Genomic DNA, 15,178 nt, shown 5'->3' on the forward strand with positions numbered 1-15,178 from the left:
TCGGGCGGGCTCGGTCAATCCCACGGTCCCGCGCCGGCGGCGGCGCGGGTCCGTGCGATTACCGGTTGCTCGAAACCGGCGTCGCGTACCGCGCGTCGCACCGCCTCGCCGACCGCGCCGGTCCGGTCGGCCGGCACGAGCGCGATCACGCAGCCGCCGAACCCGCCGCCGGTCATCCGCGCGCCCAGCGCGCCGGCCCCCACCGCGGTGTCGGCGATCAGGTCGATGTGTTGGGTGGTGATCTCGAAGTCGTCACGCATGGACGCGTGCGAGGCGTTGAAGATCCGCCCGGCTTCGCCGAAGTCCGCGTCGCGGAGGGCCGCTACGCAGTCGAGCACCCGCTGATTCTCGCTCAGCACGTGGCGGGCCCGGCGGGCGTCGACGGGGTCACGGACCGCGGCCACGACCGAGGGCCCGCGGACACCGATCTCGCGCAACGACGACACCCCGAGCTCCGCCGCCGCCCGCTCGCACGACGCGCGGCGCGCGGCGTAGTCGCCGCCGGCGTGACTGTGGCGGGCACGGGAGTCGATCAACAGCAGCGCGACACCGGCGGCGTCCGGGTCGAAGGCCACCGGCTCGACCGTGAGATCGCGGAAGTCGATCAGCAGCGCCGTCGCCGGCCGGCCGAACAGCGACGCCAGCTGGTCGAGCAAACCCGTTGGGGCGCCGACGTACTCGTTCTCGGCGCGCTGGGCCAGCCTCGCCTGCTCGATGCGGTCGATGCGTGCCCCGGCGGCCGCCGCCATCGCGCCCAGCGCCGCGCACTCCAGCGCCGCCGACGACGACAGTCCCGACCCCATCTCCACGTCGCTGGTGATGCGCATCGCGCCGCCGGGCACCGGGTGGCCGGCGCGCCGCAGTGCCCACACCACCCCGGCGACGTAGGCGGCCCAGCCGGCCACGTCGCCGGGCACGGTGTCGAGCGCGATCCGCACCGACCCGTCCGCGCGGTCACTGCCCACCGTGACGGCATCGCTGCCGTCGGGCCTGAACGTCACCACCGTGCGCTGCGGCAGCGCGATCGGCAAGGCGAACCCCAGGTTGTAGTCGGTGTGCTCGCCGATCAGGTTGACCCGCCCGGGGGCGGCGTAGCGGACGGTCATCCGAGCTCACGCAGCCGCTCAGCCACGCTTTCGGGCGTGACATCGCTGATGAACGCGTCCATCGCCGACTCGGAGGCCGCCAGGTACTTCAGCTTGGTGGCGCTGCGCCGGATCGACATCAACTCGACGTGGAAGTAGCCGTCAGCCTGGGCGTCGGTGTCGGCGTACTGGTGCAACGCCGAAATGTAGGGCAGCGGTGAGGAATACATCCGGTCGAATCGCCGCAGCATGTCCAGGTAGATCCGCGCGAAACCCTCCCGTTCGTCCTCGCCGAGTTCGGTGAGGTTGCGCACGAACCTGTTCGGGTAGATGTGCACCTCGACCGGCCACCGCGCCGCGAAGGGCACGAACGCGGTGAACAGGTCATCGCGCGCGACGATTCGGCTGCCGTCGGCGATTTCGCCGGCCAGTAGGTCGCCGAAGAGGTTGGTGCCGTGGCGCATTCGGTGCTCGCGCGCCTGCCCCAGCATGGCGGCGGTACGCGGCGTCAGATACGGGTAGCCGTAGATCTGCCCGTGCGGGTGGGTCAACGTCACCCCGATTTCCTCGCCGCGGTTCTCGAAGCAGAACACCTGCTCGATGCCCGGCGCGGCCAACAGTTCGCCGGTGCGGTGCCGCCACGCCTCGATGACCAGCCGGGCGTGCGCGACGTCCAGCCCGGCGAAGGAGCCGGTGTGGTCGCTGGAGAAGCAGATCACCTCGCTGCGCCCGTGCCCCGGAGCGGACACGAAGCCGGCACCCGGGAGCGCGGGCGCCGGACCCGAGCCGGACAGGCTGGGGAAGCGGTTCTCGAAGACCACGACGTCGTAGTCCGGCGCGGGCACCTCACTGGTCAGCCCGGTCGGGCCGGGGCACAGCGGGCACTGGTCGGGGGGCGGCTTGTAGGTGCGGTCTTGGCGCAGCACCGCGACGATCACCCACTGCCCCGTCGTCTGGTCGAACCGCAGCTCGGATCGCTGACCGTCGCGCGCAGGCAGCGGCCTGCGGTCGTCGACCGGCGCCGGGCGGTGCCCGGGCAGCGCGAAGAAGAGCAGGTCACGGCCGTCGGCCAGCTTGGCCCGCGTCGGCGCTGTCACGATGTCGAAGACTAGCTTGTGCCGAAGTTCGGGTAACCCATGATGCGTTCGGCAGGCCAGAAGGGGGGCGCGGCGATCACCGACTTCTACGAACGGGCGCGCAACTGGGTGGTCGGCTCCGATCCCGGTCTGCTCCGGCTGCGCATGGCGACGCGGACGACGGCCGCGCTCGGCTGTTCGCTGCTGGTCCTGTACGCCGCGACCCGTGCGACGGGGCAGCCGCTGACGGTCGCGTTGCTGGGCGTCGTCATCACGATGGTCGCTTCCCGATCGGTCAATGAGCCGGACCCGGGGCAGCAGCGGATCACCATGGCGCTGCTGCCCGTGCCCGCCGCCGTGGCCATCGCGGCCGCGGCGGCGCTCGCGCCCCACCAGGTGTTCAGTGACGCGGTGTTCGTGCTCGTCGTGTTCACCGCCGCCTACGTCCGCCGCTTCGGGGCGCGCGGCCGGGCGCTGGGCATGGTCGCCTTCATGTCCTACTTCTTCACGCTGTATCTGCGTGCGAGCGTCTCGGAGCTGCCGTGGATGATCGGGGCGGTCGCGGTGGGCACGGTGTGCACGTTCGTGATGACCACCTACGTCATGCCCGATCGGCCGGACCGCGTGCTGCGGGCGACCGTCCGTGCGTTGCGGGCGCGGATGGCGATCGTCGTCGACACCACCGCGGACGCCGTCCGCACCGGCCGCCTCGACGAACGGCGCAGGCGCCGGATGCGGGCGCGCACCACCCGGCTCAACGAGACCGCGCTGATGGTGCAGAGCCAGATCGAGGACAAGGCCGACCCCGCGATGCTGTGGCCCGGCGTCACCGCCGAACAGTTGGCCCCCTGGCTGCTGGACGCGGAGCTGGCCATCGAGTGGGTGGCGACGGCCGGGCGGCGGGCCGCGGCGCTGATGTCGGAGGACCCGAGCGCGATACCCGCACCGACGCGGGTCGCGCTCGTCGACGCGCTGTCGCGGCTGGCGCGGGCCATCCGCCTGCCCGAGCCCGACGGCCTCCGCCAAGCCGGCGCGCGGGCGCAACGGCTGCTGGACGAGCAGCGCGGCGCCGCCGGTGACGATCCGGGCAGCGCCGCCGTGCGCCGCCTCGCCCTGGCGATAATCAACGCCGCCACAGCGACTTCCGACGTTCGGGCCATTGTCGACCGTGCCGCGGCCGGCCAGGCGGGCGCCCTGGAGAACCGGGACAGCGAGCGCCCGCCTGCCTCGGACGGCGCGCCGACGGACGCGCCCGGCGAGCCCGCCGACGAGGCACCGTCGCAGGGCCTCCGGCCGACCACCCGGCAGGCCATCCAGGTCGCCGTCGCCGCGTCGCTCGCGATCATCGCGGGCGAGCTGGTGTCACCCGCCCGCTGGTATTGGGCGGTGATCGCCGCGTTCGTCATCTTCGCCGGCACGAACTCGTGGGGCGAAACCCTGACCAAAGGCTGGCAGCGCCTGCTCGGCACCCTGCTCGGCGTGCCGTGTGGCGTGCTGGTGGCCACGCTGCTGGCCGGCGACAAGACGGCCGCGCTCGCCGGCATCTTCGTCTGCCTGTTCTGCGCCTTCTATTTCATGACGGTCACGTACAGCCTGATGACCTTCTGGATCACGACGATGCTGGCGTTGCTGTACGGCCTGCTCGGGCAATTCTCGTTCGGCGTGCTGATGTTGCGGATCGAAGAGACCGCCCTCGGCGCGGTGATCGGGGCGACGGTGGCCGTGGTCGTGTTGCCGACGCACACCAGGGAGGCGATCCGCGACGACACCCGAACGTTCCTCGCCAGCCTGTCGGCGCTCGTCGAGGTGTCGACCGGGACGATGCTCGGCGACGACGCGAGCGGGAGCCCGTCCGAGCAGGCACGCCAACTGGACCGGGACCTCCAGCAGTTCCGGGTGACCGCCAAGCCGCTGCTGGCGGGCGTCGCCGGCCTGGCGGGCCGGCGCAGCATTCGCCGCGCCCTGCGCATCTTCGCCGCGTGCGACCGGTACGGGCGCAGCCTGGCGCGTAGCAGCGAGCGATACCAGGATCCGCTGGGGGCCCAGCCGCTCACCTTCGAACTGGCCCAGGCCTTTTCGGCGGCCGCGGCTCAGACGCGGCGCAACATCGACGCGCTGGCCGCAGCCATCGGCAGTGGCCGCGCGCCGACCATGGTGTCGGCGGCAGACGAGCTCGACGCCGCGGAGACGCTGGCCCGGCAGCGGGACGGCGAGGCCGGATCGCCGATGCCCGACACCCGCCGATTACTCACCGCGGTGCACGCGCTGCGCCAGATCGAGCGGGCCGTCGTGACCGCGGCCACCAACCTCGGCGGGCGCGAAACCGCCGCGGCCGAATTTCACACCGACGGGTTTCAGAGGCCGGGCAGGCATGCGGGGAAATAGCACGGCTGGTTGGGCCCCTGGGCTTTTCGCACCAGGTCGAACAGCGCCAGCATCGTTTGCAACAGCCGCATTTCGACGCCGGGCCGTTGCGCAGGAGGCAGGTTCTGCACGTCGTTCGACACCGTGGTGGACTGCTGCTGCAGCTGCGTCAGCCGTTGCTGACGTTCCGCCGGGGTGAGGTTGTCCCAGTTGTCGTGCAGGTCGTTCACCTGCCACTGCAGTTCGGCGACCTCCGCCTCGGGATCGGGCTGCGGGGCGGGGGCCAGCGCGTAGAACCGGCTCCCGACGGGCGCCGGCGCGGTCTCGGCCTGCGCCCATCCGGCCGCCGCCAGCGCGACGGCGACGAGGCCGGACGCGACTATCGCTGTGATTTTCATGAATCTTCTTTTCTTTCAAGGCTCGCCTTTATGGTGCTGGCATTAGGTCACGCCGGGTTTGCTACCGATCCCAATAGTCGAAAGGGACTGCGACGGCGACGTCGAAGCTGCCTGGGCAGTACAGCTAGCGGGCCGGGGCCTCGGTGGCGGCGGGCGCCGCGGCGGGAACGTCCCTGACCGCCCGCAGGCGAATGCGGGCCCCGCGATGTGGCACCAGGACAACGAATTTCAGCCGCTGGCGTTCGTCGGGCGCGGACGTGGTAGACAACTCGACCCGGCGCAGAATCTCGCGCAACACCACGCGCATCTCGACCGAGGCGAACCCGGCGCCCAGACAGCGGCGGTTGCCGCCACCGAACGGGAACCAGGTCGTCGGGGTGAGGGTGGCGCCCAGCATGCGGTCGGGGTCGAATCGGTGCGGGTCCGGATAAACCGCGGCGCTGGTGTGCACCAGCCCGATTCCGGGCGCCACCATGACCCTGGCCGGCAGCCGGTAGCCGGCCACGTCGGCCGGTTCGGTGAGCACCCGCCCCACGTCGAAGACCACCGGGCGGATCCGCAACGTCTCCTTCACCAGCGCGTCGAGATACTCGTCTCCGGCCGGATCGCTCCCGGCGCCGGCCTCGGCGGCGGCCGTGGCCTTGGCCAGCACGGCCGGATGGCGGGTCAACCGCTCGAGCGCCCAGGACAACCCGTTCGCGGTGGTGTCGTGCCCGGCCACCAGCAACGTCATCAGCTGATCCCGCAACTCGCGGTCCGACATCGGGTGCCCGCCCTCGTCGGCACGGACGAGCATGGCCAGCACGTCGGTGCGCTCGGCCAGGTCGGGGTCGGCGCGGCGCTCGGCGATCTCGGCGTAGAGCAGGCGGTCCGCCTCGGCCATCCGGCGCCGCAGCGCCCGCCACGGGAGGTAACGCTGCAGCTCCGGCCTGGCCAGCGCCAGAGTCGCCCAGGGGCCCACCGTGAGCAGCCGGGGCATGATCGCGCGCAGGGCGGCGAGCCGGGCCGGATCCGTGGCACCGATGACCGTCCGCAGGATGACCTCCAGCGTGATCTCCGACATCTTGGGCGCGGCCGCGAAGCTCTTGCCCACCGGCCACTCGGCGATCTTGGCGGCGGCGATGTCGGCCATCTGCCCGGCTTGGCGAGCGACGGCGTCCCGATGGAAGGGCGGCAGCATCAGCCGGCGCCGGTCGCGGTGGACATCCTCGTCGATCACCAGAAGCGAGCTCTCGCCCAGCAATCCGCTCAAGATCGAATTGGCTTCTCCGGCATGGAAAACGCGCGGGTCGCCGGCGAAGACCGTCTTGATGTCGGCCGGGTCGGCCAAGTACACCAGCGTGCCCATCCCCGCGACGCGCAGCGTGAACACGTTCCCATAACGACGCCGGCAGGCGGCAACGAAGTGCGACCCGCGGTGCAACATCAACGCGGCCTGTAGAACCCGGGGCAGCCGGGGCCCCGGCGGGAGCGTGGAACGCGCGGCTTTGCGCATCGCCCGTCATTTTACGACGGGCCCGCGCGGCGGAGCGGAATTACTTTGCGCCGCCCCCTCAGCTCACATCCGCAGCTGGGTGGTATCCGTCTCGTGGCGGTCGCCGGTCGCGATGAAGTCTTCGATCAGCTCCACCACCTGGTTCGGCGCCTCGACCTGAGCGAAGTGACCCACGTCGGGCAGGATTTCCAGCCGCGCGTCGGTGCGGGCCTCGTGCGCGGCGTACGCGTGGTCGACGGGGATGATGGCATCCCGCTCGCCCCAAATCGCCATCACCGGCAGGTCCTCGCGCAGCCGCAGCCTGCTGAGCGCGCTGACCGCCTGGCCCCGGTAGTCCACCACCGACCGCAGCGTGCGCAGGAACGACTGCCGGGTCTCGCCGTCGGACAGCGACGAGTAGGCGCTCCACATTTCGGCCCCGCGCGGCGAGTGGATGCCGGCCCCGCGCAACCACGACCTGAGCCGATTGCCGACGGCCAATACCGGCTTGGGCGCGATGATGGGCAGCACCAGCTCCGCCCCGGGCGCCGACAGCAGCCGCAGCACCCAGCCGACGTCGGGCCCCAGCCCGCCGCTGCTGATCAGGATCAGGCGCTTGGCGTAGTCGGGGTGCTGGTAGACGAACTGCATCGCGACGCCGCCGCCGAGCGATTGACCGACCAAGGTGGCCTGGCTGACGCCCAACTCGTCGAGCAGATCGCGAAGCCAGACCGCGAACGCACCCAGCGAATAGTCCGTGCGGGGCTTCGCCGATGCACCGTGGCCGAGCAGGTCCGGGGCGATGACCCGGAACTTCTTGGCCAGCGGCGGGATGATCGACCGCCACGTCTCTGAGCTGCCCGCCATGCCGTGGATGAGCAGGAGCACCTCGCCGTCACCCTCGTCGCGGTAGGCGACCCGGTCGCCGTGCAGCTCGAGATACTTCAACTCGTTCATGGCCCCGGTGTACCCGCTCCGGCGTCGTTTAGAGGCCTGTGTGGGCGAATCTGTGAGGGAAAACGCTTCCGGCCGCCACAGTGCCGGACGCCTCAGCGATGATCTACTGCATGACCGAACCGGTTGCGGCCCGCGTGGCCGTCTACCTCGACTTCGACAACATCGTGATCTCGCGATATGACCAGGTGCACGGTCGCAACTCGTTCCAGCGGGACAAGGCCAAGGGCCTCGAGCAGTACGGCGAGCGGCTGGACCGGGCCACGGTGGACGTCGGCGCCATCCTCGACTTCGCATCGTCGTTCGGGACGCTGGTGCTCACCCGCGCCTACGCCGACTGGTCGGCCGATATCAACACCGGCTATCGCGGGCAGCTGGTGGGCCGCGCGGTCGACCTGGTGCAGTTGTTCCCCGCGGCGGCCTACGGCAAGAACGGAGCGGACATCCGGTTGGCCGTCGACGCGGTCGAGGACATGTTCCGGCTGCCCGACCTGACCCACGTCGTGATCGTGGCCGGCGACTCCGACTACATCCCGCTGGCCCAGCGCTGCAAGAGGCTGGGCCGGTACGTGGTGGGGATCGGGGTGGCCGGCGCGTCGAGCCGGGCGCTGGCGGCGGCCTGCGACGAGTTCGTCATCTACGACTCGCTGCCGGGCGTGCCTGCGCTCGCACCGCAGGCCGCCGAAGCCGACGCCAAGCCGGCGAAGCGACGCTCCGGGCGTGCCAAGGATGCGGCGCCCGAGGAGCCGGAGCCGCCCGATCCCCAGGCGGCCGCCACGGCGCTGCTGACGCGTGCGCTGCAGATCGGCCTGGACAAGGACGACGTCGACTGGCTGCACAACTCCGCGGTGAAGGCCCAGATGAAACGGATGGACCCGTCGTTCAGCGAAAGGTCGTTGGGATTCCGGTCATTCAGCGATTTCCTGCGTTCGCGCTCCGATGTCGTCGAGTTGGACGAGACGTCGACGACGCGGATGGTGCGGTTGCGTGCGCAAGACTGAAACCATCTCGGGGCCCCGGTGGCTGACCCGCAACGTCCGGGTGCTCTCCGGGGTCTCGTTCCTGCAAGACGCGGCCAGCGAGCTGTTGTACCCGCTGTTGCCGATCTACCTGACGGCCGTGCTGGGCGCCCCGCCGTCGGTGGTGGGCGCAGTCGAGGGGGCGGCCGAGGGTGCGGCGTCGCTGACGAAGCTCGCGGCGGGCCCGCTCGGCGACCGGTTCGCCCGGCGCCCGTTGATCGCCACCGGCTACGGCATGGCCGCGCTCGGCAAGGTCATCATCGCGGTGGCCGGGGCGTGGCCGGGCGTGCTGGCGGGTCGCGTGGTCGACCGGCTCGGCAAGGGCATTCGCGGCGCACCGCGCGACGCGCTGTTGGTCGATGACGTCGATGACGCCTTGCGCGGGAGGGTTTTCGGCTTCCACCGCGCGATGGACACCTTCGGCGCCGTCGTCGGTCCGCTGCTCGGGCTGGTGGGTTACGAACTGCTGGACCATCGGATCGCGCCGTTGCTGTATGTCGCCATCGTGCCCGCCGTCCTGTCGGTGGCACTCGTCTTCGGCGTGCGCGAGCGCGGGCGCCGGGCCCCGCGGGAGCGGCGGCAGTCCATGTGGGCGGGTGTGCGTTCGTTGCCGAGGCCGTATTGGCGGGTGACCGCGCTCCTGGTCGTCTTCAGCATGGTCAATTTCCCCGATGCCCTGTTGTTGTTGCGCCTCAACGAGATCGGCTTCTCGGTGGTCGGGGTGATCCTGGCCTACGTCGGTTACAACGCGGTGTATGCGCTGGCCAGCTACCCGGCCGGAGCGCTCGCAGACCGCATCGGCAGGCCGGCGCTGTTCGGCATCGGCCTGGCCTTTTTTGCGATCGGCTACGTCGGGCTGGGGCTGACCACGGACGCCGTCACGGCATGGCTGCTGATCGGCGCCTATGGAATGTTCACCGGGTGCACCGACGGCGTCGGGAAGGCCTGGATCTCGGGGTTGGTCGACCCGGGGCACCAGGCCAGCGCGCAGGGCGTGTTCCAGGGCGCCGTGGGCCTGGCCGTGCTGGTGGCCGGCTTGTGGGCGGGTGCCCTGTGGGGTTCGAACGGCCAACTGCCACTGCTCATTTCGGGGGTCACGGGCGGCGTCTTCGCGGTCCTGCTGATCGGCGGCCGGCTGGTCGGCGCGTTAAGGAGCGGGTGACCGCAACCCTGGCGACCACACACATCGGCTCCAACGTATGGCGAGGGCCGGCTTGGGCCCGCAATATCGTTGACACACAACCCAGCCGGTCATACATTGTGTGAAAGTTGTCGCGGGCGCCTCGCTTCGCGCGACCTCGAGGAGACCGTCATGGCCGTCGGTACCGCCCCCACAAGCGTTTTCGACGCCGACCTGCCGACGCTGGCGTACCACGCCGAGGAAACCCCCGCCGACGTCTACCCCCGCCTCCAGGCGGCGCAGCGGCACGCCCCGGTCGCCATGGGCCCGCACGGGCCCGAGGTCCTCTCCTACCACCTGGTCCGCTCCGTCCTCCGCGATGCGCGATTCCAGATCCCGCCGGGGATCAACCTGCTCGCCCAGGGGGTGACGTCGGGCCCGTTGTGGGACAAGGTGGTCAACAGCCTGCTGTGCCTGGAGGGCGCCGCGCACCACCGGCTGCGCAGCCTGACGTCCAAGGCGTTCACCCCCCGCGCGACCCTGCGGCTGCACGACACCATGGTCGACGTGATGAATGGGCTCATCGATGCCGTCATCGACGCGGGTCGCTGCGACGTCGTCGCCGACCTTGCCCGCCCCTACCCCGTGCCGATCATCTGCGCCTTGCTCGGGGCCCCGCGCGAGGACTGGCAACAGTTCTCGCTATGGGCGGACGACGTGTTCAAGGCCTTCAGCTTCAGCGTCGACATCCGGGAGGTCGAGCCCGTCGTCATGCGGGCGTGGGGCGAGCTCGACGACTACGTCGACGACATGGTGGCGCGGCGGAGGCACAGCCTGACCGACGACCTGCTCTCCGACCTGATCCGCGCCGAGGATGACGGCGACCGCCTGAACACCGCCGAGCTGCGGATGCTGGCGGGCGGCCTGCTGCTGGCGGGGACTGACACCACCCGCAACCAGGTGGCCGCGTCGGTGCACGTCCTCTGCGAGCACCCCGAGCAATGGGACCTGCTCAAGGAGCACCCCGAGCTGGCGATGCGCGCCGTCGAGGAGACCATGCGCCACTCGCCGATCGCGGGCGGGACCCTGCGCCTGGTGGTCGAGGACGCCGAGCTGGACGGCTACCTCTTTCCCGCGGGCACGATGGTCCTGGTCAACACGGCGGCCGCCAACCGCGACCCCGCGGTCTACGACGACCCCGACCGGGTCGACATCGCCCGCGAGGGAGCCCCGCCCATCTTGACGTTCGGCGGGGGTGTGCACTACTGCCTGGGGGCCAACCTGGCCCGGCGCGAGATCGCCGAAGCGCTGAACGTCATCGCGGGGCGCCTGCTCAACCCGCGCACCGCCGGGCCGGTCCCGTGGAAGCCGATGGTGAGCCTGAGCGGCCCGAAGAGCCTGCCCATCGAGTTCGACCGATAGGCGTCGGTGTGACGAAGACCGCCTGACACAAGTCGCGGTTGGTCCCCGCCCGCTTTACGCTCACTGGTTACACGAACTTAACGGGGGTTTTTTGATGCGTGCGTTTCCGGGGCAAACTGCGGCCAAATGCGGGTCTGCCCTGCCCGCGCTGGCCGCCTGCCTGGCCCTCGTGGCGTGTTCGGAAACCGCGTCCCCACCCGCCGCGACGCCCACCACCTCGACTTCTTCGGCGAAAACCGCGCCCAGCGCCGTCGCCGCACCCGCGCCCATCACCGGTCCCTTGGAGAAGGATTGGAAAAGCTACGGCGGAACGGCGTACTTCGGCTGTCCGGAGAAATTTTCCGACAGCAAATCCGCACTCGACGACATCCGCCCGAAAATATTCGATCCGAAGACCGGCCAATACGTGGCGCCGGCCCTCCCGGTGGTCCCCGCCGGTGAGAACCTGACCGGCGCCATCTGCGCGCTGACGGGCACGGCGGAGGACATGCGGGTCGTCTATGTCGTCACGACCGTCAAACCCGCCCAGGCCCAACAACCCGCGGCCGCCAAGGCGACCGCGTACGCCTTCGACTTCAAGGCGGGCCAACCGCTGGCAACGAAGGAGCTGCAGCCGCCGACACCGGACCTGAAGCTGACCTCGTCGAAGGACTGGTCGCTGTCCTCGACCGCGTCGGGCGTGGCGTGGGTCAACGCCTTCACCGACGGGCACGCCCCCAATTCGCCGCCCCGGACCGTCATCCTGTCCGGCACCGATCTCTCGATGCCCTGGAACGATCCACAATCCGGGCGCGCCTGGCAGGACGTTCTCGCGTTCCAGCGCAACACCGACCCCGCCAAGACGTCGGGCGCCGAGCTGCGCCGGCCCAGCGGCGAGGCCATCTATCAGGACAACGACATCCGCAGCGTGGACGCCGAATTGTCCGACGGCCCGGACAAATTGGTGAAGATCACGCGCTGGGATTCCTACAACCCGCCCGTGCTGTCGACGATGTTCTACGACCTGAACGCCAAAGCGGTCATCAAGGTCGGCGACTCCGACCGCATTCCCGGCGGCGGGCTGTCCGCCACCTTGTCCGACGGGAAATTGTTTGTCGACGGCCATGATTCGGACAGTTCCCCGTTCGGTTTCGGGGTGTGGAACCTGCGCAGCCAGCAGTGGGATTTCCTGAAGACGCGCGACGACGCGAAGAAGATGTCGATCGCCAAGATGGCGTTCTTCGAAGACCACCTCTACATCACCAACGTCGGCAACACGTTCGCCGTCCTCGCCCTGCCCGCCACCGAACCGATCGCCACCACCTGGTCGGTCCGGCCCTTCGCGCGGATCTCGGGCTGGACGCTGATCTGCCGCGGTGAGAATGCCGTGGCCCTCAACGGCGACTGCAAGGACATCGTGATGGTGCAGGACCAGGACGGACACTTCCCCGGCCCCTGGACCTGAATTGCGTCAGCCGTCCACCGAGACCAGATGACGGTGCAGAAATTCCGTCTGCACCGAGCTGATCTCCTCGAACAGCTTTCCCGTGTAGACGTCGAAGTGCCCGACCGGGTAGCGGTGCAGCTCAACGTTATTCATCAGCGAGGCGATCCGTACCGCGAACCTGGGTGACGCCTGCAGGTCTTGGTCCCCCACGCACATCAGGACGGGCATGTGCAGTTTCTCCGCGGTGCCTTCGCGATAGCGCGGCAATGCGAACAGCATGCGGGGAGCCAGCGAGTTGCGCCAACCGACGGCTTCGCCGCCGAGCGCCTCGAACGCGAATCCGGCCTCTGGCTCAGTGAATACCGCGGTCCCGCCGGAGTCATCCACCACAGGAACCAGATACGGCCCTTGGCCCAACCTCGCCCCAACCGCGTCGCGGACCGCGGCGGCGGTGAATTGCAGCGTCCGCCATGCCACATCCCAACTGAGACGCTCGCGTAGTCCGCGGCCGCGGTGCCAGCCGTCGATCAGCGGGACTTGCGACACCACGGCGGCGACATCCGGGTCGTCGGCGGCAACCGCCAGCACGTGGCCGCCGCTGAGAGACGTTCCCCACAGCGCAACCCGACGCCGATCGATGTCGTCACGACCGCGCGCGTATCGCACCGCCGCGCGGTAGTCGTCCCGTTGTTCGTCGACGTCGATGACTTGCCGAGGCTCGCCACCGCTCGCTCCGAAATGCCGATAGTCGAACGCCAGCACCGCCAGGCCCGCCGCCGTGAATTTCTCGGCGTAAGCGGGCAGACCGAGGCGCTTGGTGGCGCTGCCGCCGTGCCCCATCACCACGCAGGCGAGCCCGTTGCCCGCGTTCGCCGGCCAATAGAGATCGGCCGCGCACGGCACCCCGCCGGACTCGAACGACACTTCCTGCAGCACTGACACGTCGGTTCCGTCCTGAGTCGCTACAACTCGTCCCAATCTGCCGCGTGGCGCGGGCACCTCACCAGAACCAAGAGGACCAGCCTTCGATGACGTTTTCCCCTACTGAACGGGCAGCCGGACGTCGATGCTCTCGGTATGCGTGGCAGACGACCGCGGTTGCTGCTCGACCAACTGCGCGACGAGCGTGGTCGACGGGTCATGCTCGTCTCGCACTGCCTGCTGAACGAGAACACGCGTTACGCCGGGGGTGCCACCCGACCGGGTGCGGTGGCGGAGGCGGTGGAGGAGCTGATCGGCGCCGGCTACGGGATTCACCAGCTGCCCTGCCCGGAGCGGCTGGCCTGGGGCGGCGCGCTCAAACCCCACAGCCTGCCCCTCTACCACTCCAAGGGCGGCCTGCTGTACCCGTTCCGCGGCCTGTTGCTGCGCGCGTTTGTCGCCTGGACCCGCCTCGTGTATCGGCGATTGGCGCAGCAGGCGGTTCGCGACGTCGCCGACTACCAGCGGTCCGGGTTCACGGTGGCCGGCATCGTGGGCATCGGCGCCTCGCCGTCGTGCGGGGTAGTGACCACTTTGGATATGCGAGCGTCGCTGGACGTGGTCGCGGCCTGTCCCGCCGCCGCGCTTACGCGCGACGTCATGAACGAGCGCGCCGTTCTCGGGTGCCGTCGCGCGGGCGAGGGCTTGTTCATCGCCGCGCTGGATCGGCAGTTGCGCCGCCGCGGGCTGCAAGTGCCGGCGCTCGAGCACGACCTGGCAGCGGAGCTCCGCGGTGAACGGCAGAACCTGCTGGCCGAGGATGCGGTGCGGACCCTGGGTAGTAAAGCTCCGCTTTCCGGCGCCGCAGCACCCTAATCAACGCTGCATCTCGCACGTCAACTGCTAGGCGCGGGTGCGCGCGGATCGTCGACCCGCTAGCCCTCGTCCGCGATCGCGAGAACCACTCGCGTGCCCTATTATCTGCGTATGCATGCAGGTACGCGGACAGCGCTCCGATGAGCGCGGGAAGCGAACACCATCACCACGAGCACGCACATGCGCACGGGATTCGCGGCCTCGTAGCCCAACTGCGTCCGCACAGCCACGACGCCGCCGACAGCGTGGACACCGCCCTGGAATCCAGCGCGATCGGCATCCGGGCGGTCAAGATCAGCCTCGTCGGACTGGGCGCTACCGCGGCCGTGCAGGTGGTGATCGCCGTCCTGTCGGGATCGATCGCGCTGCTCGCCGACACCATCCACAACTTCTCGGACGCGCTCACCGCCGTCCCGCTCTGGATCGCGTTCTCGTTGTGCCGCCGCGCGCCGACCCGCCGCTACACCTACGGCTACGGCCGCGCCGAGGACATCGCCGGCTTGTTCGTCATCGGCATGATCACGCTGTCGGCGATCGTCGCCGGCTACGAGGCCGTCCTGCGGCTGATTCACCCCGTCGCCATCGGCCACGTGGGTTGGGTCGCCGCCGCCGGGCTCATCGGCTTCGCGGGCAACGAGATCGTCGCCGTCTACCGGATCCGCACCGGCCGCCGGATCGGCTCGGCCGCCCTCGTCGCCGACGGCCTGCACGCTCGCACCGACGGATTCACCTCGCTCGCAGTGCTTTTCGGGGCGGCCGGCGTCGCGCTCGGCTACCCGCTGGCCGATCCGATCGTCGGCCTGATCATCACGGTGGCGATCCTGGCGGTGCTGCGCGGTGCCCGATCCAGCGCATCCGGATGCTGCGCACGCTGCGGACGCCGGGGCGGGCGGCCAGCGTCGCTTCCGCCGTGTCGACGAGCGCGGGGTCCACCGCGTCCATGAGCCGGCGGAAGATGTCGCGCACGGCACCGCGCAGCACCGCCAGGATCGCCACCGTGATGATCAGGCCGACGATCGGATCGGCCAGCGGGTAGCCGTGGG

12 protein-coding genes and 1 pseudogene are annotated in these 15,178 nt (G+C 70.1%); 7 read left to right on the forward strand and 6 right to left on the reverse strand.

Annotated elements, in window-relative coordinates; all coding sequences use genetic code 11:
- Positions 1-14: 14 nt before the first annotated feature.
- Both A5704_RS03965 and galT read right to left on the reverse strand, forming a co-directional pair.
- A complete protein-coding gene (locus A5704_RS03965; RefSeq protein WP_067887473.1) occupies positions 15-1,106 on the reverse strand; it encodes a galactokinase in 1,092 nt (363 codons plus the stop codon).
- The gene (gene galT / locus A5704_RS03970; protein WP_197508445.1) at positions 1,103-2,182 is read right to left on the reverse strand and encodes a galactose-1-phosphate uridylyltransferase; all 1,080 of its coding nucleotides are present in this window, start codon (positions 2,180-2,182) and stop codon (positions 1,103-1,105) included. Before galT ends, A5704_RS03965 begins: the two co-directional genes overlap by 4 nt.
- A 108-nt stretch (positions 2,183-2,290) precedes the next feature.
- Between galT and A5704_RS03975 the strand changes: the two genes are divergently transcribed.
- The gene (locus A5704_RS03975) at positions 2,291-4,546 is read left to right on the forward strand and encodes an FUSC family protein (RefSeq protein WP_082954767.1); all 2,256 of its coding nucleotides are present in this window, start codon (positions 2,291-2,293) and stop codon (positions 4,544-4,546) included.
- Here the strand turns inward: A5704_RS03975 and A5704_RS03980 are convergent.
- The 3 genes from A5704_RS03980 to A5704_RS03990 form a co-directional block, all read right to left on the reverse strand.
- Positions 4,516-4,923: a hypothetical protein gene (locus tag A5704_RS03980; protein WP_067785750.1), complete on the reverse strand. Its 408-nt coding sequence runs from the start codon at positions 4,921-4,923 to the stop codon at positions 4,516-4,518. The two genes, A5704_RS03975 and A5704_RS03980, sit on opposite strands and share 31 nt — an antisense overlap.
- 124 nt (positions 4,924-5,047) lie before the next feature.
- Positions 5,048-6,418 carry a cytochrome P450 gene (locus A5704_RS03985; RefSeq protein ID WP_067887478.1) on the reverse strand — a complete coding sequence of 457 codons (1,371 nt, stop codon included), beginning with the start codon at positions 6,416-6,418 and terminating at the stop codon, positions 5,048-5,050.
- Positions 6,419-6,481: 63 nt separating this feature from the next.
- Positions 6,482-7,354 (reverse strand): alpha/beta fold hydrolase, encoded by an 873-nt coding sequence (locus A5704_RS03990; RefSeq protein ID WP_067754777.1) that lies wholly within the window; start codon positions 7,352-7,354, stop codon positions 6,482-6,484.
- 98 nt (positions 7,355-7,452) lie between these two features.
- On the opposite strand from A5704_RS03990, the gene A5704_RS03995 reads away from it, so the two are divergent.
- From A5704_RS03995 to A5704_RS04010, 4 genes are all read left to right on the forward strand, one after another.
- Entirely contained in the window at positions 7,453-8,352 is a 900-nt protein-coding gene (locus A5704_RS03995) for an NYN domain-containing protein (protein ID WP_067887481.1), read from the forward strand.
- A complete protein-coding gene (locus tag A5704_RS04000) occupies positions 8,339-9,532 on the forward strand; it encodes an MFS transporter (protein WP_067754783.1) in 1,194 nt (397 codons plus the stop codon). The genes A5704_RS03995 and A5704_RS04000 overlap by 14 nt, the downstream gene beginning before the upstream one ends.
- 150 nt (positions 9,533-9,682) lie before the next feature.
- Positions 9,683-10,912: a cytochrome P450 gene (locus A5704_RS04005; protein ID WP_067754794.1), complete on the forward strand. Its 1,230-nt coding sequence runs from the start codon at positions 9,683-9,685 to the stop codon at positions 10,910-10,912.
- Between the two features lie 94 nt (positions 10,913-11,006).
- Positions 11,007-12,356, forward strand: a complete 1,350-nt coding sequence (locus A5704_RS04010; protein WP_067785741.1) for a hypothetical protein — start codon at positions 11,007-11,009, stop codon at positions 12,354-12,356.
- Between the two features lie 6 nt (positions 12,357-12,362).
- Here A5704_RS04010 and A5704_RS04015 read toward each other — a convergent pair whose 3' ends face one another.
- Positions 12,363-13,280, reverse strand: a complete 918-nt coding sequence (locus A5704_RS04015) for an alpha/beta hydrolase (RefSeq protein WP_067887484.1) — start codon at positions 13,278-13,280, stop codon at positions 12,363-12,365.
- 135 nt (positions 13,281-13,415) lie between these two features.
- On the opposite strand from A5704_RS04015, the gene A5704_RS04020 reads away from it, so the two are divergent.
- Together A5704_RS04020 and A5704_RS04025 are read left to right on the forward strand one after the other, a co-directional pair.
- Entirely contained in the window at positions 13,416-14,135 is a 720-nt protein-coding gene (locus A5704_RS04020) for a DUF523 domain-containing protein (protein WP_082954765.1), read from the forward strand.
- 140 nt (positions 14,136-14,275) lie between these two features.
- Positions 14,276-15,178: pseudogene (locus tag A5704_RS04025) on the forward strand (cation diffusion facilitator family transporter); the annotation flags it as partial.

The organism is Mycobacterium sp. E735 (assembly GCF_001666955.1).
In the GTDB taxonomy this organism is placed as follows: domain Bacteria; phylum Actinomycetota; class Actinomycetes; order Mycobacteriales; family Mycobacteriaceae; genus Mycobacterium.

Bases quoted from the DNA above. Each gene is read 5' to 3' on its own strand.
- A5704_RS03965 (WP_067887473.1), bottom strand. From the start codon at position 1,106: ATGACCGTCCGCTACGCCGCCCCCGGGCGGGTCAACCTGATCGGCGAG.
- A5704_RS03980 (WP_067785750.1), bottom strand. From the start codon at position 4,923: ATGAAAATCACAGCGATAGTCGCGTCCGGCCTCGTCGCCGTCGCGCTG.
- A5704_RS03985 (WP_067887478.1), bottom strand. From the start codon at position 6,418: ATGCGCAAAGCCGCGCGTTCCACGCTCCCGCCGGGGCCCCGGCTGCCC.
- A5704_RS03990 (WP_067754777.1), bottom strand. From the start codon at position 7,354: ATGAACGAGTTGAAGTATCTCGAGCTGCACGGCGACCGGGTCGCCTAC.
- A5704_RS03995 (WP_067887481.1), top strand. From the start codon at position 7,453: ATGATCTACTGCATGACCGAACCGGTTGCGGCCCGCGTGGCCGTCTAC.
- A5704_RS04005 (WP_067754794.1), top strand. From the start codon at position 9,683: ATGGCCGTCGGTACCGCCCCCACAAGCGTTTTCGACGCCGACCTGCCG.
- A5704_RS04010 (WP_067785741.1), top strand. From the start codon at position 11,007: ATGCGTGCGTTTCCGGGGCAAACTGCGGCCAAATGCGGGTCTGCCCTG.
- A5704_RS04020 (WP_082954765.1), top strand. From the start codon at position 13,416: ATGCGTGGCAGACGACCGCGGTTGCTGCTCGACCAACTGCGCGACGAG.